The sequence below is a fragment of the Devosia sp. Root436 genome, from assembly GCF_001426345.1.
Lineage (GTDB): Bacteria > Pseudomonadota > Alphaproteobacteria > Rhizobiales > Devosiaceae > Devosia.
Genome location: NZ_LMEM01000011.1, coordinates 224251 through 242101, shown reverse-complemented (window position 1 = coordinate 242101; position 17851 = coordinate 224251). Strand labels below are relative to the sequence as shown.

Genomic DNA, 17851 nt, shown 5'->3' with positions numbered 1-17851 from the left:
TGCCTTCCGAGCAACATAACCTTCCCGCAATTGCATCTTTTTAAGTCATCCCGTTCTTCCTAACGTCCTGTTTCCGACATCAAACATAAGCGCCTCAAAGTTCATATACGTGATCGCTGGACGCCAAATGTTTTTTGCGCATGGAAATCAAGGGAGGAATAGCGACAATGAAGGTTTTTGTGAACGCAACTATTGTTGCCGCATTGGGTGTGTTCTTTGCGCTCGGCGCAAACAATGTCATCGCCCAGGAGCAAACTACGCTCGAAAAGGTAAAAGAACGCGGCCAGGTCAATTGTGGGGTTGGCACTGGCCTGGCGGGCTTTGCGCTGCCGGACGCTAATGGTGACTGGCAGGGCCTTGATGCCGATTATTGCAGGGCGCTCGCTGCGGCAATTTTCGATGGTGATGCGACAAAAGTTAAATTTGTAGCCCTCACGGCCAAGGACCGTTTTGCTGCAATTCAAGCTGGTCAGGTTGACCTGCTGGCGCGCACGACGACCTGGACCATGTCCCGTGATACGGCCAATGGTCTTAACTTCCGCGTTATCAACTTCTTCGATGGCCAGGGTTTTTTGGTACGCGAAGATTCCGGCATCACCTCTGCCAAGGAGCTTGACGGCGCCAGCATCTGCCTGACCCAGGGTTCGACGGCCGAGCAGAATACTTCAGACTATTTCCGTGCCAATGGCATGACCTACAATCCTGTGACTTTTGCGACCAGCAGTGAGACGGTCAAGGCGTATGAGAATGCACGCTGCGACAGCTATTCCAACGATTCCTCGGCGCTTTATGGCGAACGTCAGCGCATGGCCGATCCGGCGGCGCATATCGTGCTGCCGGACATTATTTCGCGCGAGCCGCTTGCGATCGGCACTTTGCAGGGCGATGACCAGTGGATGGATATCACCAGTTGGCTGCACTACGCGATGCTGACAGCTGAGGCCAATGGCGTCACGCGCGCGAACGTCGATAGCTTGTTGACCTCTGAAAATCCCGAAATTCGCCGGCTGCTTGGGGTGGAGGGCGATGTCGGCACGCTGCTCGGCCTCAGCAAGGACTGGGCTTACAACGCCATTAAAGCCGTAGGCAACTATGGCGAAGTGTTTGATCGCAACCTGGGTTCCGGCTCCAGCTTGAATATTTCGCGCAATCAAAATGCGCTCTGGAAAGATGGTGGCCTGCAATACGCTCCGCCGATGCGCTAAGCACGCTTCCAGCGTACAGATGAGCAGTTTGGGCTCATCTGTACGCGCCCCCAAACCTTGTAAACGAGCATTACTAGCGCCTGCCTGTGCCTCTTCGTCGACGGGCGGCCGTGGTGCGCACTCGCTATCAGTTGGTCCATGCTGGCGAGTGGTTTTTTGGGCCATAACCGGAATTGCTTATGTCTGTAAAATCGGATTGGCCCCATCACCAGCGTAAGCGATTTTCGCTGGGCGGATTTCTCTGGCAAGGCGCTCTGATCGTCGCTGTCTTGCTGGTTATTGGCGGCGCTGCATGGAACGCTGCCAATGGGCTGGCCCGGCAGGGCATCGCCTCGGGGTTTGGGTTTTTAAACAACACTGCCGGCTTTGATATCAGCCAGCATCTGATCGATTATTCCGCTGTGTCCACGTATGGGCAGGCCTTTTTGGTTGGTTTGCTCAATACCCTTGTCGTGTCTGTGATTGCCATTCCGCTGGCGACGATCCTGGGCTTTATCATCGGGATCATGCGGCGTTCAGACAACTGGCTGTTAAGCCGGGTTGCCGCGGGCTATGTCGAGCTGTTCCGCAACACGCCGTTACTGCTGCAATTACTGTTCTGGTACAATGCTGTGCTTGTGTCGCTGCCCAGTAAGGTGAGCGAAAGCCTGCATATTGGCGATGTTGTATATTTGAACCGACGTGGGCTCAGTCTTCCCCAGCCGGTACTTGGCACCCAGATCGCTGCGCCTCTGGTTGCCCTGGGCATTTCTGTTGTGCTGGCTCTGCTTTTGCGGGCATGGGCGATAAGGCGCCATCGCGAGACGGGGCGCGATTTCCCTGCATTTCTGATCGGGGCCGCGATAGTCTGTGGCTTGCCGCTAATAGCGTCGCTGCTGACGCAGCAAATGACAGGCGTGACGGCCGTCAGCTTTGACCTGCCGCAACCGGGACGGTTCGGCGTTACGGGCGGCTGGCAAATGCTACCGGAATTCGTGGCGCTATTGTTGGGGCTGATCATCTACACCGCAGCTTCGATTGCTGAAGTTGTTCGCTCAGGCTTGTCTGCAGTGAGCAAAGGGCAGTTTGAAGCCTCCCATGCGCTGCATCTTTCGCCAGTCCTGGTGCTGCGGTTGGTCGTCGTGCCCCAAGCGATCCGCATCATCATCCCGCCACTGACGAACCAGTATCTCAATCTGGTGAAAAATTCATCGCTGGCAGTGGCGATTGGCTATCCCGATCTCGTCCAGGTGTTTGCGGGCACTGTCCTCAATCAGACTGGGCAGGCCGTCGAGGTGGTTCTGATGACTATGGGCGTCTATCTGACCATCTCCCTTATTACCTCGGCCGCGATGAATTACTACAATGAACACGTAAAACTGGTGGAACGTTGATGTCCGATATCAGTTCGAACAATTCGATAGACTTGCCAGCAGAGTTACCGAGAGTTTTTGTACAAGAGAAAATTCTCAAGGACGCGCCGGCTCCGTTGAATGATTCAGGTGTTTTTGGATGGTTGCTTCGCAATCTTTTTCAAAATGTCTGGCAGACAACTGCTTCGATCGTCACCATTTTTTTCCTTGGGTGGCTTTTCTGGCAGATTGCTGAATTTGCAATTCTCAATGCGGTGTGGGTTGGTGATGATCGCGAAGCCTGCAGCGTGGAGATTGGTCGGTCATTAGGGGCATGCTGGGCTTTTGTTGGCGACCGCCTCGGGTATTTTATCTACGGGGCCTATCCTGTTGAGGAGCGGTGGCGTGTGAACGTATTTTTCTTCCTAGGCGCTGTGGTTTTGGGCCATGTGCTTTGGTTGAACGCGCCGTTCAAGCGGCTAGGTCTTCTGGCAGCCTTCGTGTTGTTCCCGGTTGTGGCGTTTGTACTGCTCAACGGCTGGCCAGCCCTTGGGTTGTCTGAGGTGACCACCGACCGCTGGGGCGGCTTGATGGTGACGCTGGTTGTTGCCGGCGTTGGCATCGTAGCCGCGTTGCCAATAGGCATCATTCTGGCGCTCGGCCGCCGCTCCAAGCTGCCAGTTGTGCGGCTTTTCTCGATCGCCCTCATTGAGCTGCCCAGGGGCGTTCCGCTGATCACGGTTCTGTTTTTGGCCAACACCATGTTGCCGCTGTTTCTGCCCGCAGATGTAAACCCAGACAAACTGGTTCGGGCGCTTGTCGGGATTACGTTTTTCGCGGCCGCATATCTGGCGGAGATCGTGCGTGGTGGGCTGCAGGCCATTCCGCTGGGACAATATGAAGCGTCACAGGCATTGGGGCTTGGCTATTGGCGTACGATGGCCTTCGTAGTTCTGCCGCAAGCAATTAAAGTCGCTGTACCAAATATTGTCAGCATCAATATTGGCTTGTTCAAGGACACTTCTCTGCTGCTGATTGTAGGCATATTCGACTTCCTGTCTGCAATTGAAACAGCACGTATTGACCCCCAATGGGCCGCGCCGACTGTGAGTGCAACGGGCTACGCCTTCGCCGCGATGGTCTACTTCGTCTTCTGCTTCGGCATGTCCCGATATGGCAGCTTTACGGAGAAGCATCTGTCCCGAGGCCACAATAATTAAATATGATCGGTGAATCAAAATGACGGCAGAACTTCGTAACGAAGCTGAACAGATTCCGTCTGTCCAGATGCGCAACTTAAGCAAATGGTACGGCGCGTTTCAGGTATTGAAAGACATCAATATTGATGTTCGCAAGGGTGAGAAGCTGGTAATTTGCGGCCCATCCGGCTCTGGCAAGTCGACACTTGTGCGTTGCGTCAATCAGTTGGAGCCCTATCAGCAAGGGAGCCTTTGGGTCCAGGGCGTGGACATGTCAGCAACGGCCAGGCAGACGGTTGCTGTTCAGCGCTCCGTCGGCATGGTGTTTCAGCAGTTTAACCTGTTTCCACATCTGACGATTTTGGAGAACTGCGTGCTGTCGCCCATCTGGGTCAAAAAAATGCCCAGAAAGGCAGCCGAGGAACTTGCGCATCATTACCTGACGAAAGTGCGTATTCCCGAGCAGGCCGATAAATATCCTGGGCAGCTTTCCGGCGGTCAGTCCCAGCGCGTTGCAATCGCCCGCGCACTTTGCATGGAGCCCGCCATCATGTTGTTTGACGAACCCACCTCTGCACTTGACCCGGAAATGGTCAAGGAGGTGCTCGACACCATTATTGATCTGGCTGAAAGCGGCATGACCATGATGTGCGTGACCCATGAGATGGGTTTTGCGCGCCAGGTTGCGGACCGTGTCGTATTCATGGATCGCGGACAGATCGTCGAAATAAATACTCCGGAGAACTTTTTCGATTCTCCCAAAAACGAACGCACCCAACAGTTCCTGGCTCAGCTTATTCACTAGAATATGCCGACGTATTTTCTGTGAATTAGCTGGAGAATGACGTGAGAATACTTGTTGCCGGGTTCGAGCATGAAACGAACACATTTGCGCCGAGTAAAGCTGCATATGAAAATTTCATAAAAGGGGAGGGTTATCCTTCACTAAAGCGGGGCGCCGAGCTTTTTGAGCTTGCCGAGGTAAATCTCGCCGGGGGTGGCTTTATTAAAGCCGCGCTGGCCGCGGGGCATGAAGTCATTCCGGTGATTTGGGCCGGTGCCAGTGCATCGGCTCATGTGACCGATGATGCCTTCGAGCGGATATTTGGCGAAATTGCCGAGGCGCTTGTGGCCAAGAGTTTTGACGCTGTGTTTTTAAATCTTCACGGCGCCATGGCCACTGAAAGCTATCCGGATGGCGAAGCTGAAATTCTTGCCAGAACGCGCGCCATTGTTGGCTCAAAAATCCCCGTGGTGGTGTCGCTCGACCTTCATGCAAATGTGACACGCGAAATGCTGGATCTGGCTGATGGCATGGTCGCATATCGTACGTACCCACACCTTGATATGGCCGATACAGGGGCAAAAGTACTGGGATTTCTTGAGAAATACATGGCGAGAACTCGGCCGCTATTTAAAGCGTTTCGCCGGCTGCCGTTTTTAATTCCCATAAATGGCATGTGCACATTGGTTGATCCGGCCAAGTCAGTATATGTTGAACTTGAAAATCTGGAGGTGGGTGAGGTTATGTCCCTGTCTTTTGCTCCAGGTTTCCCGGCATCCGATTTCGCGGGCTGCGGTCCCACAGTTTGGGGCTATGGCTGGAACCAGGATGCGGTGAATGCGGCAGTGGACAGGCTGCATGACATTATCGTGGGTTTGGAATCGGAATGGCGAATTGATTTTCTGTCACCCCGTCAGGCAGTTCGCGAAGCCATGCGCATTTCAGCGTCATCGGACAGGCCTGTCGTAATATCAGATACGCAAGACAATCCGGGCGCTGGTGGCGACGGCAACACCACCGGGATGCTGCGTGCACTACTTGACCTCGGGGCCGAGGATGCGGCTCTCGGCGTGTTTTATGACCCCCTGGCTTTTGAAGCCGCCAAACAAGCGGGCGTCGGCGCGGATATTGACCTAGCACTGGGGGGCACATCAGGCGTCGAGGGTGAATTGCCTTTCAACGGCACATTTCACGTCGAATTCCTCGGGGACGGGAAATGCGTCTTCGAGGGACCGATGTTCAACGGCAACCACGTGGACTTGAAAGGAGTAGCCTGCCTCCGAATTGAGGGTGTGCGTATTGTTGTCAGTGCAACCAAGGCCCAACTTTTCGACAAGGTGCTTTATCGGATTGCCGGAATTGAGCCGGAGAAAATGCGCATTCTGGTGAACAAGAGTTCGGTGCATTTTCGCGCCGATTTTACCGATATCGCAGCTGCCATTTTGGTAGCGAAAGCGCCTGGGCCGATGAAAGCAGATCCGGAAGATATCCCATGGACGCAACTGGCCGCCGGTATGCGTGTCGCTCCAGCGATGAATAAGTAAATCGATGCGCAACAACTTTGAAATGACTGAACGTGACCTGCGCCAGCGTGGGGGATTGAAGTGGCGCCAATACCCGACAGATGTGTTGCCCGCATTCGTTGCTGACATGGATTTTGCCGTTGCGCCGGCGGTGCACGACGCTTTGGTCAGCATCGTCGATGGACAGCAATACGGCTATCCCGCCAGAACGGGGGCAGGCACCCCAGACCATGCCGTCGAAGTCTTCGCCGACAGAATGACTCGCTTGTTCGGCTGGTCAATAATGCCCCAGGACGTTGTGGTCTGCTCTGATTTACTGCAGGCGATTTCGGCGACGCTTTTGTCATTTTCAACCCGGGGCGATGCCGTCATCGTTCAACAGCCATGCTACCCCCCATTCAGAGACGCCATTACGTCAAACGGGCGCGAGTTCGTGGCGATCGAGGCGAAGAACCTGGAGACGGGCGTCGTCTTTGATCTGGAAGCAGTCAAACGCTCCCTCTCGCCGAACACACGGATGTTGTTCGTCTGCAATCCGCATAATCCTACGGGGAGGGTTTTTACCAAGGCCGAGCTTGAAGGTTTGGCCAATATCGCGCTCGAACGCGATCTCATCATTGTCTCGGACGAGGTACATGCTGAACTCATCCTCTCGGCAAAAACCCACATTCCGATGGCGACCCTAGGTCCCGAGATAGCGCGGCGGACGGTGACACTTTGCTCGGGAGCCAAAACATTCAACCTGGCGGGATTGAAGTGTGCTTTTGTGCATTTTGGAAGCGCCGCGCTGCAGGAAACCTTTCTGACATGTTTTCCCAAACGGGTGATAACTCCCGGCCATCCATTTGGCGTACAGGCGACAATCGCAGCCTTTCTGCATGGGCAGTCATGGCTGGACGAAGTCACCGCTCATCTGCGTCAGATGCGCGACGTCTTAACCGCGCGAATTTCCGAGGAAATGCCCTTGGTGCGGTTTCATCCGCCGGAAGGCACCTATATGGCGTGGCTGGATTGCAGCAAACTCCAGCTTCCTACTTCTGCTTTCGAGCACTTCTTGAGCAAAGGCAGAGTGGCGCTGAGCGCCGGCGAAACCTTTGTGCCTGGAGGCGAAGCTTTCGTGCGGCTGAATTTTGCAACCTCCGCACACATCCTCAACGCCATTATCGACAGAATGGTCGTGGCCAGTCGGCAGTAATTCGACCTCGCCAAGCTGCGTCATCAACGGGGCGCTAGCCCCCCTTCAGTCGAGCTGCATACGGGCGCCGCAAAACCAGGGCCGAACTCCACTCGCCATACCCCAACAACCGTTTGGAAAAGCCGGCATATCTGTCGGCTCCTGATAAAAGGCTGCAGGTCACGGAGCGCCGAAAATCTCAGAGTACCTTGCTATGTAGTCAATGAGGGTGCTCATTGCTTTAGTCGGCGTGCGCTCCGCTCTGGCCACAACGTTGGCATAATTGCCCTCGAGCAGGGGATGCTTGACTTCAATGGCGGCAAGGGTGGTGTCGCCGAACTCAGCAACCACGTGACGCGACCCGAGGAAGCTAACGGCCGTTCCGTTGCGGATGAAATGAGCAATAGACCGGGCAGAGTTCGACGTGAACACGACATTGGCAGAGGTGCGTTCGGACTCCGCCAGCAATTCCGTCAATCGTCCCAGCCCGAAAATGTGAGGCATCGTCGCGATTGGATAGCGGAGCGCCTCTGCCACGGTGACTGGCCCCTTTGACTTCGCCAGGGGATGCTCTGTACTCGCAAAAAGCCTGATGGGGACGTTCGCGTGCAGGAAGGGCTTAATGTGCGGCGTGTTGGGAGGATTGAAGACAATACCGATATGGACAATATCGGATGCCACCTGCTCCACGATCTCGCCAACCGACAGCACATTCACAGCCAGTTCTATTTTCGGGAAATCCCGATTGAAACGCATCAGCACGTTATCGACGAAATCGTCCAGGAAACCTTCTGACAGGGCCACGAAGACGCGGCCGCGTTTCAACTCCTGAGTCTCTTCTATGCGCTCTTCCAGAATTTCGATGAGCACGCGGGACGAATGCCAGTAGTCAAGTAAAAACTGCGCGGCCTCTGTGGGTTTGCTTCCAGAAACATCCCTTTCGAACAGCTTTACGCCCAGCTCCTGTTCAAGGAGTCGCAACTGGCGAGTAATCACGGAGGGCGCTGTATTAAGGACTTCCGCGGCACCGCGGATCGAGCCGCTTACCACGACATTGTAGAAATACCGGAGCCGACGCTGGTTGACTTCCTGCATGTCCGCTCCTGCTTAGAAAGCCTGATCGACGGCAGTGAGCGGTCGACGAGGCTTCATGCCGTCAGACGAAAAACATTCAGCAGGGCAAGACAGTGGCGGGCATGCCTGCTCTTCGCGTGAATGCACCATAAGCTTTCCCCATTCAAGGCCAACGGCCTTCTGGTGCCCGATGTTTTGCCTCATGTCCTCGCATCCCGAGAAGCGCGTTGCTTAAAAAGCAACTGCACCGGGCTAAAATGGCCCCTATCGTGGCGCGCACATTCGGTCAAACTGGAAGGCATATGCATACCTGGAAGGGCGCTGAATGTCGCAAGGTTCTGGTTTATCGGTTGCTCTAATAGAAGAAGTGGAGACCTCGCTCAATTCTCATGCCGCACGCTTCATAGAGCTATCGGATGCCGTGTGGGGCTTTGCGGAAATGGGCTTTGCAGAAAAGCGATCATCGGCTGCCCAGATTGACGCTCTGCGCCGAGGGGGGTTCCAAATTAAGTCAGCAATAGGAGGGCTGCCCACTGCCTTTATAGCAGAACGAGGTGCAGGCCGACCAATAATCGGCGTCCTGGGGGAGTTTGACGCATTGGCGGGCATGAGCCAGGTCGCCGGTGCTGACCGGCCGGAGGCACTTGATCCCGGCAAGCCCGGGCATGGTTGTGGGCACAATCTTTTAGGAACAGGTGCTGCGTTAGCCGCTGTCATTGCCGCTGAAGTTTTGGAAAGAAATGGTTTGAAAGGCACTGTGCGCTACTACGCTTGTCCCGCTGAAGAAGGCGGTGGCGGCAAGGCCTTTATGGCGCGCGCTGGTGCCTTTGACGATCTGGATGCGGCATTTACCTGGCATCCCGCCTCTCATACCTCTGCACATGCCAATAGCACCAACGCCTTTTTGCAAATGAAGGTGCAGTTTGATGGGCGGGCCTCGCACGCGGCTATATCGCCGGAAAAAGGGCGCAGCGCTCTGGATGCAGCAGAGCTCATGAATGTTGGCGTCAATTATCTGCGCGAACATATGAGCGGTGAAGAACGCATTCATTATGCGTACCGCAGTGCAGGCGGCACGGCAGCCAATGTAGTGCAGTCCAGCGTCGAACTGGCCTATATCGTGCGGTCTCCCACCATTGAACGGCTGCAGTCCCTGACCGCGCGCGTGAAGAAGGTGGCGGAGGGTGCGGCGATGATGACGGAGACCAGCGTCGATTTTCAAATTGAATCGGGTATGTCGCCCTTTCGCCCAAATCCTGCATTGACCCAACTCATGTACCAGCAGCTTCTGACCTTCGGCGCACCCAAATTCGATGACGATGATATGCGGGAGGCTGGCCGCTTCGTCGACAAAGAAGGTCTATTGCGACAGAACGCAGCGCTCGACACCGACGTAACGCCGCTTGCCGTGCGAGCCAGCCCATCGCTGGGGTCAAGCGATGTGGGCGATGTGTCTGTGGTGGTGCCCACGGCGCAGGTCTGGGTAGCGGCGTTTGCCCGAGATACCGCGTTTCATTCATGGCAGCTGGTCTCACAAGGCAAGCTGCCGGCTGCCCATAAGGGTATGCTTCATGCCGCGAAGGTGATGGCGGCAAGCGTGATCGAAGCCGCTACGCAACCTCAGGTTCTGAAAAAAGCCAAGGACGACCATCGTCAATACTTTAACGGCGAGGTCTATCAGTGCCCCATTCCGGCCGACGTTCTTCCTCCGCTGCCTGCTGAATAGCCAGCCTCATCCTTTGGAACGATCAGCCCAGCGCTCCGGCGCCGCTGGGTGGTCGCTCCTGCCAATCGATCCTTTGTGCGCAGCGCTGCCCAGGGAGCAACATTGCCGGGTCAAATTTGACTGCATCGCCAACGCTCGTCCACGGGTAGGATCACCGAAATTGTAGCGGTTCTACCGTCTTGTTTTTACGCGTCACTCGATGCCGAAGGAATTCGGCGAATTGAAGGAGCATGCATTGAGCAAAACCTATAATATCGAAATAGAACCGCTTACCGCAGAGGCATTTGAGCCTTTTGGTTTGATTTTAGAGCCCTTGCAGACTCCGAGTTTCGACCTCCCAACCAAAAGCCTGCATAGATTTCCCTGGCAATGCGACGCTCCTGTTATTGTTCAGATCCTGAGCTTCAAGCAGCAGCCGATGAAGGTCGGGAAAATCGAGAAGCATATGCATGTCACAGAGTCGCGCATGCACATTGGCGGGTCGCCAACTGTTATTGTCGTAGCGGCGCCAACTGATGATGTCCCGACACCCGGAGACCTGCGGGCATTCAGGATTGATGGACAAGGCGTTATGTTCAAAACGGGAACGTGGCACGCCGTCGACGCCTACCCACTGGGCCAGGATCCGGGCCTATTCTTGTTCTTGTCCGACAAGGAAACCCAAAGCGAGTTGTTTGATAGTCCCGTGGCAGTCCCGGAACGAAGTGTTCTGTACGACTTTGCCGCCAGTGGCGAAGATATTCAGCTCGTCTGAAACGCAAGTCTGACTCCTTCCAGCGAAGGCAGTCGCAGCAGCGTTTGCCTAGATAAAGTTCTCCCGTTACGCGATTTGTGAGTGGGTATTAATGCCGTCCCTGCCTAAAGAAATGTCTGTTGTTTTTCTCGATAGGGGCAGCATCGCGTCGCACATACAAATTCCTGCGTTTCGATTTCCCCACGTGCTGACAACCTATGACCACACAGAGCGCGAAGACATTCTGTCACGCATAGGCGATGCGGAAATTGTTATTACCAACAAAGTGCCACTTCACCGCGCAACCTTGGAGCACGCAGGAAACCTCAAGATTATCGGAGTCGCCGCCACGGGCACGGATGTCGTCGATTGCGTGGCCGCTGCAGAGCTTGGCATCCCGGTGCTCAATGTCCGCGGCTATGCGGCTACCTCTGTGCCCGAACATGTTATGGCGCTTATGCTTGCGTTGCGCAGGAGCATCGATGCCTATCACCGTTCGGTTGCAAGAGGGCGCTGGACTAGTTCGCGCAACTTTTGCTTCCACGACTACCCCATTCGCGACCTGGCCGGCTCTACCCTGGGGATTTTCGGGCGTGGGACATTAGGTCAGGCTGTAGGAAGGCTGGGCCAGGCGTTTGGCATGCACGTTGTATTTGCCGCGCGTCAGGGGGCCGAGCAGATTCCGGAGGGATATACCGCGTTTGAGGATGTCTTGAGCCAGTCTGATGTCATCAGCTTACATTGCCCGCTCACACCGGAAACCAGGGGCCTATTGGGAAGTGCCCAGTTCGCAAGAATGGTGCGAAAGCCTCTGGTCATCAATACGGCGCGGGGGGCGTTGATTGACGAGCCTGATCTGGCGCGCGCTTTGGAGTTGGGGCATGTGTCCGGTGCCGCCCTTGATGTGCTCACGATGGAGCCTCCTGCGCAAGACAATCCCCTGTTGGCGCTGACCGACCGGCCGAACGTACTGATCACGCCGCATGTGGCCTGGGCCAGTGACGAAGCGATGCGGACGCTCGTGGTTCAGCTGGTCGCAAATATCGAGGCTGCTGTGGGCACAGGCGGTGCGAGCTGGTAGCCGAACGACTATCGGCCGAAGCTGTTCGCCATTCCGTCGGGGCTATCCACACGCTTTAGCTGCACCGCTCCGTCAGCACCAACACTCTCGCTGCGACAGTCGTGTCGCAGGCAGGGCAAAACCGCAGCGACAATTACTTCGGCGGTAAAATCCGGTGAGAGCAGTCTCCATCAGCCTCGGATTCAAATATGAATCGCACCCTCTTGGAAGCACTGTTCACGCATGCTGTAGCCAAGGCGCAACCCGCCTCGGCAGTGCTCCGCAATCTGCCCCATAAGCCTGCTGGCCGTACCGTCGTCATTGGCGCCGGGAAGGCGTCCGCGCAAATGGCCAAAGCCTTTGAAGAAGCCTGGGATGCCCCCTTAAGCGGTCTTGTCGTTACCCGCTATGGTTACGCTGTGCCTTGTGAGCGCATTGAGATCGTCGAAGCCGCTCATCCGGTGCCCGATGAAGCTGGTTTTATAGCCGCCCGTCGTATTCTGGAAATTGTCTCTAATCTGGAGCGCAACGACCTGGTGGTGGCCCTGATGTCGGGTGGTGGCTCTGCCTTGTTGCCCGCGCCGGCGCCTGGCCTGAGCCTGGGGGATGAGCAGGCCATCAACCGGGCTCTATTGGCCTCAGGCGCGCCCATAGCGGTAATGAATCTCATTCGCAACCAGTTCTCGACCATAAAAGGCGGCCGTCTGGCGGTGCATGCAAGCCCGGCGCGCGTAGCGACTTTGGCGGTGTCCGACGTGCCAGGCGACGACGCGGCCACTGTTGCGTCCGGGCCCACCATTGCCTTGGCGGGCACACGTGAACTGGCCCGAAAATATGCCGCCCTGTATCGCTTGACGCTGCCGCCTGCCGCCGTGGCCTTGCTGGACAGTGGGGACAACGCTGCGCCGCGCGCGGACCATCCCGCTTTTGCCGCCAATAGCGTGAGCACGATTGCCTCGGCCGCCCTGTCGCTGGAATCTGCGGCTGACCTGGCGCGGGCGCAGGGCGTTGAAGCTGTCATTCTGTCCGACAGCATCCAGGGCGAGGCGCGCGATGTCGCCCAGGTTCATGCTGCTATCGCCCGTGAAATTGCCTCCCGCAATCGCCCGTTCAAGAAGCCCGTCGTTCTGCTCTCGGGTGGAGAAACAACCGTCACGCTGCGCGGAAATGGCCGAGGTGGACGCAATAGCGAATTCCTGCTGGCCTTCGCCATTGCCATTGATGGACACGAGGGGATTTCGGCGCTTGCTGCTGACACGGATGGTATTGACGGCTCAGAAGACAATGCCGGCGCCCATGCCGACGGTACCACGGCCTCGCGACTCAGAAAGGCCGGAATCGATCCGCTAGCGGCGTTGGCCAATAACGATGCTTACAGCGCTTTCGCCGCCATTGGAGATTTGGTGATGACTGGACCAACAGGGACCAATGTCAACGACTTTCGGGCCATCGTCGTGCGCTAGGTGTCGACGCCATGAAGGGCTGTCGCCACGTCAGCGACCGAGCGCCTTTGGCCGATGCAGCGAGCGTTTGCGGCCTGGATACTCGCACTGCTCGCAGTTGAAACCGTCACTCTATGATGGGGACGACAGATCAGTTGGAAAGCAGTCGACTGATCCCGGGCGTGGCCAGCAGTTCGCGCGTCATGCCACCCAGGAGCCATTCCCGCAACCTGCTGTGACCGTAGGCTCCGCTGACAACGAGGTCCGCTGCAGCCGCCGTTGCCGCCCGACAAATGGTCTGCGCGGCCCCGCCCGTGTCAGGGAGCACGTCACCCCGGGCCTTGACCTCATGCGATTGGAGCCAGGCGACCGCATCGAGCATGCTGGCGCGTTCAGTTGCCAGGTTGCCTTCATCGACCACCACAACGAGCACCTCGTCGGCGGCCTTCAGGAAGGGCATCGCGTCAACGATTGCGCGGCGAGCTTCCTTCGTGTCCTTCCATGCCACGACGATCTTGCCGGCCCTCAGCCTCCGCTGTCCGGTTGCCGCAATGAGAACCGGGCGGCCGGATCCAAGGAGTACAGCGCCGATGTCGATGGCTTGGCCAATTGGAGCCGGTTCGGCCGGGGAGCCGACGATTATCAGGTCGACTCTGCGGGCCAGCCCGATAACCGCAATGTCGGGTCGTTGCACCTCACCGGCCCACTGGTGCTTCACCCCGGAGGAGACAAGCGCCGCGAAGTTCTGCTTGGCGACGCCCAGGGATGCCTCGATCTGGGAGCGCTGCTCGATGTAGAGCGCTGCCGCAGCGTCACCGCCGTCCGGGCCCATCAATAGGAGGGGTGGTTCGGCTGCTGCCATGCCGATCAGCGTTGCATGATTGCGGCGCGCAAGATCGCTCGCAAGGGCCACCAAGTCCGCGTCAATCGCGTCCACATCAAGCACAACTGCAATATTCCGGATTTCCATGTCCAACTCCCAATCGCGTTGAAGCCATCCTATCGGCGGATAGAGCCTCCGTTTTGATGTGCATCAAGCTCGCAGCCGGCGACGGCCTTCGATCCCCGATTTGCGATAGATCAAAATTGGAGGGGCGTCGGCATGCTTTGAGAGAGTGCCGACGAACGGCGACGCCCCTGGTTCGTGCGGCCTGGAGCATGATCATGGAACGCATCAAGGTTACCCAACACACATCTCTGGGTGCTTTCTGGTTTGCAGGCTGGCTGTTCACGATCGGCTACCTGCATCTCAATTTCTGGATGGGCCTGCTCGGCCTGATCGTGTGGCCCTATTTCGTCGGCGCCCACTTCGCTCCAGCGCTCACCTGACCATCCCGCATCCCAGGAGATTTCCTATGGCCTACGATTTCAAGAACAGGGTCGCCATCGTCACCGGCGCAGCATCTGGCATCGGTGCTGCCATTGCCCATACGCTCGCCCGCTCTGGCGCCAAGGTCCTGGTTGCCGACCTTGACGCAGATGGCGCGAGGAAGGTCGCAGAAGCCATCATCGCCCAAGGTGGCGCGGCCACCGGCATTGCGGTCGACGTCAGTGACGCGGTGGAGGTCGAGGCGATGGTCGATACGGCTCGGCGCCAGTATGGCGGGCTGCATTTTGCTGTCAACAACGCCGGCATAGCAGGCGCCAGCGCGCCGACGGGCGAGTATCCGCTCGACAGTTGGCACAAGGTGATCGCCACCAATCTCGACAGCGTGTTCTACGGTATGCGCTACCAGATCCCGGCCATACTGGCCTCCGGCGGGGGAGCCATCGTGAACATGGCCTCCATCCTCGGCACAGTCGGATTCGCCAACGCACCGGCATATGTCGCAGCCAAACATGGTGTTGTGGGCATCACCAAGGCGGCGGCCATCGAATATGCGCGGCACGGCATCCGCATCAATTCGATCGGCCCGGCATTCATCGACACGCCGCTCCTATCCAAGAACCTCGATGCGGCGACACTGACCGCGATCGCTGGAATGCATCCGGTGGGCCGCCTTGGGACGGCAACTGAGGTCGCGGCTTTGACAGCGTTCCTGCTGTCGGATGAGGCGTCGTTTATCACGGGTAGCTATCACCTCGTCGATGGTGCCTACACAGCGCAATAGTGCAAGGAGCTTCAAGATGACCACCAAGGCAACCCTCCATCGCATCGAACTTGAACTGGCCCGTGAACCCGGTCACCCGGCCGGCGACCAAAATCACAGATACCGCCTCTACCTGCCATTGACCGGCGAAGGGTATATCGATGCTGCCGGCCATCGCGACATGTTGGACTGGTGCCGGGTGGTCAGGAACAGGCCAGGCGAGGAGCAGGCTCGCGGCCGCATTGTGCGGGGCCCGGGTGGGCGCTGGGTGTTCGACTATTCCGACGCGAGCACGCGCGACGATGAGGTGGGATTCAGGCTTTCCGAGGAGCGGTTCGTCCCCGGAGAATATGTCTCCATCCGAGAGGACGATGGCAAGACGCATGCGTTTCGTGTCGTTTCGGTACAACCCGACTAACCGCCGCCCTTGCACGCCTTGGGCTGCCCGCTCAGGAGAATGAGTTGTTGGAATACTCGATTACCGCGGAACGTTTGGGGCCTGTCGGCAGTCTGGCCATGGTCAGGCAGGCGAAGGTTGCGCTTGATACGTCATTGGAAGGGCGCGTCGACGCCCTCAATCCCGTGGAACTTTTGCTGGGCGCGCTGGCGGCCTGCATCATCAAGAGTGCGGAGCGGGCCGTGCCGCTGCTCGGGTTCGATCTGCAAAGCATGAAGGTCCAACTGCATGCGGTGCGTCAAGACACGCCTCCGCAGATCACCGCCATCAACTACCTCGTGACGGTCGAGACCGACGAAAGCGAACATCGGCTCGAGCTGCTGCACAGGAACATTCGACGCTACGGCACAATATCGAACACGCTTGCTCTGGCTCTAGCGCTGGATGGCCGCATCACACGGAAGTCCTGATGGCCTCGGTCATCCGCCAGCATGTCCAGGACACGGTCGGAAAGGCCTTCCGACGCCGAGGTCAGGCAGGCGCATTGGCGCATAACGCCGGCGCTGGGAGCTACGCACTTCGCTTTATCGTGCTGTGGGCCAGCATGGTGCCGGTCTCCTTGCGCCTGAGGTGCCATGAAAAGGCTTCCTCCAGGACATGAGGCGTATGCCCCCCTCGACGGAGCGCCCGCTCGAAATAGTCGCCAAGCTGCTCGCGGTAATCAGGATGCACACAGTTGGAGATGATCATCCGAGCGCGTTCCCTGGGCGCCAGCCCGCGCAGGTCGGCAAGGCCATTCTCGGTCACGAGAATGTCGACGTCGTGCTCGGTATGATCCACATGCGATACCATCGGCACCACCGACGAAATCGCCCCATCCTTGGCTACGGACTTGGCCACGAAGATCGAGAGGTAAGCATTTCGGGCGAAGTCGCCGGAACCGCCTATTCCGTTGACCATGTCCGTGCCGTTCACGTGGGTCGAGTTGACGTTGCCATAGATATCGAACTCGAGTGCGGTGTTGATGGCCACTATGCCCAGGCGCCGGATGACCTCGGGGTGGTTGCTGATCTCCTGCGGGCGCAGCACCAAACGGTCTCTGTATTTCCCCAGGTTCTTCAGCACTCGGCCGGCATATTCCTCGCTGAGCGTCATCGATGAGGCCGAAGCGAAGACCAGCTTGCCGGAGTCGAGAAGGGCGAACGTGCTATCCTGCAGCACCTCGCTGTACATCTGCAATCGTTCAAATGGTCCCGATGCCAGCCCTGAGAGCACTGCATTCGCAATGTTGCCGATGCCCACTTGCAGGGGGCTGGCGCGAAGATCCAGACGCCCCTTGGCGGTCTCACGGACGAAGAAGGCGATGAGGTGTTCGGCGATTGTATCCGTTTCGGGGCCGGGCGCCTCGAGCACTGCGGCACTGTCGGCCTGCTCCGTGATGACGATCGCCGCCACCTTCGATGGATCGATCCTCATATAGGCAAGCCCAATCCGACTGTCGCAAGCCACGATTGGGATCGGCTCCCGTGTAGGTCGCCTTGTGGGAGTGTAGATGTCGTGCAGACCCTCCAAGGCGAGCGGCTGGCTCAGGTTGATCTCGATGATCAGGTTCTCGGCAAGGGCCGCAAAGCTTGTCGAGTTGCCTACCGAAGTCGTCGGCACGATCCCGCCTTCCTCGGTGATCGCCGTCGCCTCGATGATCGCGTAGTCCATTGGGCCCAATTGCCCGGACCGCAGGTGTTCCACCGTTTCGGAAAGGTGTTGGTCGACGAACATGACCTCGCCGCGATTGATGGCGGCGCGGAGCGTGGGGTCGGATTGAAAGGGCATGCGCTTCTTCAGGATTTTGGCCTCGGTCAGAACACGGTCCACGTCCTTGCCAAGCGATGCTCCCGTCACGAGCGTTATCTGGAAGGGCTCCTTCTGCGCCCTCCGCGCCATCGCCAGCGGTACTGCCTTTGCGTCGCCGGCCCGAGTGAAGCCGCTCATGCCCACCATCATCCCGTCCTTGATCAGGGCCGCCGCCTGGTCGGCGGTGACGATGCGCTCCATCAATGGGAACAGGCGAATTCGGTCGGTGAGCATTGGAGGTCCTTGGATGGCCTGCCCCATC

17 protein-coding genes are annotated in these 17851 nt (G+C 57.6%); 14 read left to right on the top strand and 3 right to left on the bottom strand.

The features are described 5' to 3' along the window. Positions 1-167: 167 nt before the first annotated feature. The 6 genes from ASD04_RS12285 (at position 168) to ASD04_RS12260 (ending at position 7237) form a co-directional block, all read left to right on the top strand. Entirely contained in the window at positions 168-1205 is a 1038-nt protein-coding gene (locus ASD04_RS12285) for an amino acid ABC transporter substrate-binding protein (RefSeq protein ID WP_056257210.1), read from the top strand. 179 nt (positions 1206-1384) lie between these two features. Next, positions 1385-2578: an ABC transporter permease subunit gene (locus tag ASD04_RS12280; protein ID WP_056257207.1), complete on the top strand. Its 1194-nt coding sequence runs from the start codon at positions 1385-1387 to the stop codon at positions 2576-2578. Beyond that, a complete protein-coding gene (locus tag ASD04_RS12275; protein WP_056257204.1) occupies positions 2578-3756 on the top strand; it encodes an amino acid ABC transporter permease in 1179 nt (392 codons plus the stop codon). The genes ASD04_RS12280 and ASD04_RS12275 overlap by 1 nt, the downstream gene beginning before the upstream one ends. A gap of 19 nt (positions 3757-3775) precedes the next feature. Then, a complete protein-coding gene (locus ASD04_RS12270; protein WP_056257201.1) occupies positions 3776-4540 on the top strand; it encodes an amino acid ABC transporter ATP-binding protein in 765 nt (254 codons plus the stop codon). 41 nt (positions 4541-4581) lie between these two features. Beyond that, positions 4582-6063, top strand: a complete 1482-nt coding sequence (locus ASD04_RS12265) for a M81 family metallopeptidase (RefSeq protein ID WP_056257199.1) — start codon at positions 4582-4584, stop codon at positions 6061-6063. Between the two features lie 4 nt (positions 6064-6067). Then, positions 6068-7237 (top strand): aminotransferase class I/II-fold pyridoxal phosphate-dependent enzyme, encoded by a 1170-nt coding sequence (locus ASD04_RS12260; RefSeq protein ID WP_056257196.1) that lies wholly within the window; start codon positions 6068-6070, stop codon positions 7235-7237. Between the two features lie 159 nt (positions 7238-7396). On the opposite strand, the gene ASD04_RS12255 is transcribed toward ASD04_RS12260, so the two are convergent. Then, positions 7397-8311 (bottom strand): LysR family transcriptional regulator, encoded by a 915-nt coding sequence (locus tag ASD04_RS12255; protein ID WP_056257193.1) that lies wholly within the window; start codon positions 8309-8311, stop codon positions 7397-7399. A gap of 304 nt (positions 8312-8615) precedes the next feature. Between ASD04_RS12255 and ASD04_RS12250 the strand changes: the two genes are divergently transcribed. From ASD04_RS12250 to ASD04_RS12235, 4 genes are all read left to right on the top strand, one after another. Beyond that, positions 8616-10016 (top strand): amidohydrolase, encoded by a 1401-nt coding sequence (locus ASD04_RS12250; RefSeq protein WP_056257191.1) that lies wholly within the window; start codon positions 8616-8618, stop codon positions 10014-10016. Positions 10017-10251: 235 nt separating this feature from the next. After that, complete coding sequence (locus tag ASD04_RS12245) at positions 10252-10770, top strand: ureidoglycolate lyase (protein WP_162245128.1); 519 nt, start codon at positions 10252-10254, stop codon at positions 10768-10770. A 184-nt stretch (positions 10771-10954) separates the two neighbouring features. Further along, entirely contained in the window at positions 10955-11830 is an 876-nt protein-coding gene (locus ASD04_RS12240; protein ID WP_348271020.1) for a D-2-hydroxyacid dehydrogenase, read from the top strand. 188 nt (positions 11831-12018) lie between these two features. Then, the gene (locus ASD04_RS12235; RefSeq protein ID WP_056257185.1) at positions 12019-13272 is read left to right on the top strand and encodes a glycerate kinase; all 1254 of its coding nucleotides are present in this window, start codon (positions 12019-12021) and stop codon (positions 13270-13272) included. Positions 13273-13402: 130 nt separating this feature from the next. On the opposite strand, the gene ASD04_RS12230 is transcribed toward ASD04_RS12235, so the two are convergent. Continuing rightward, positions 13403-14221 carry a universal stress protein gene (locus ASD04_RS12230; RefSeq protein ID WP_056257182.1) on the bottom strand — a complete coding sequence of 273 codons (819 nt, stop codon included), beginning with the start codon at positions 14219-14221 and terminating at the stop codon, positions 13403-13405. Between the two features lie 194 nt (positions 14222-14415). Between ASD04_RS12230 and ASD04_RS19435 the strand changes: the two genes are divergently transcribed. Genes ASD04_RS19435 through ASD04_RS12215 form a run of 4 tightly spaced genes read left to right on the top strand, consistent with a single transcriptional unit; the run spans position 14416 to position 16208 of the window. After that, entirely contained in the window at positions 14416-14580 is a 165-nt protein-coding gene (locus ASD04_RS19435; RefSeq protein ID WP_162245122.1) for a hypothetical protein, read from the top strand. Between the two features lie 26 nt (positions 14581-14606). Then, complete coding sequence (locus ASD04_RS12225; RefSeq protein ID WP_056257179.1) at positions 14607-15362, top strand: SDR family oxidoreductase; 756 nt, start codon at positions 14607-14609, stop codon at positions 15360-15362. A gap of 16 nt (positions 15363-15378) precedes the next feature. Beyond that, on the top strand, positions 15379-15759 hold the full coding sequence (locus ASD04_RS12220) for a hypothetical protein (RefSeq protein ID WP_056257177.1): 381 nt from the start codon (positions 15379-15381) through the stop codon (positions 15757-15759). A gap of 47 nt (positions 15760-15806) precedes the next feature. Continuing rightward, entirely contained in the window at positions 15807-16208 is a 402-nt protein-coding gene (locus ASD04_RS12215; RefSeq protein ID WP_348271019.1) for an OsmC family protein, read from the top strand. Positions 16209-16308: 100 nt separating this feature from the next. Here the strand turns inward: ASD04_RS12215 and ASD04_RS12210 are convergent, their stop codons facing one another. After that, the gene (locus ASD04_RS12210) at positions 16309-17823 is read right to left on the bottom strand and encodes an acetyl-CoA hydrolase/transferase family protein (RefSeq protein ID WP_056257172.1); all 1515 of its coding nucleotides are present in this window, start codon (positions 17821-17823) and stop codon (positions 16309-16311) included. Between the last annotated feature and the right edge of the window lie 28 nt (positions 17824-17851).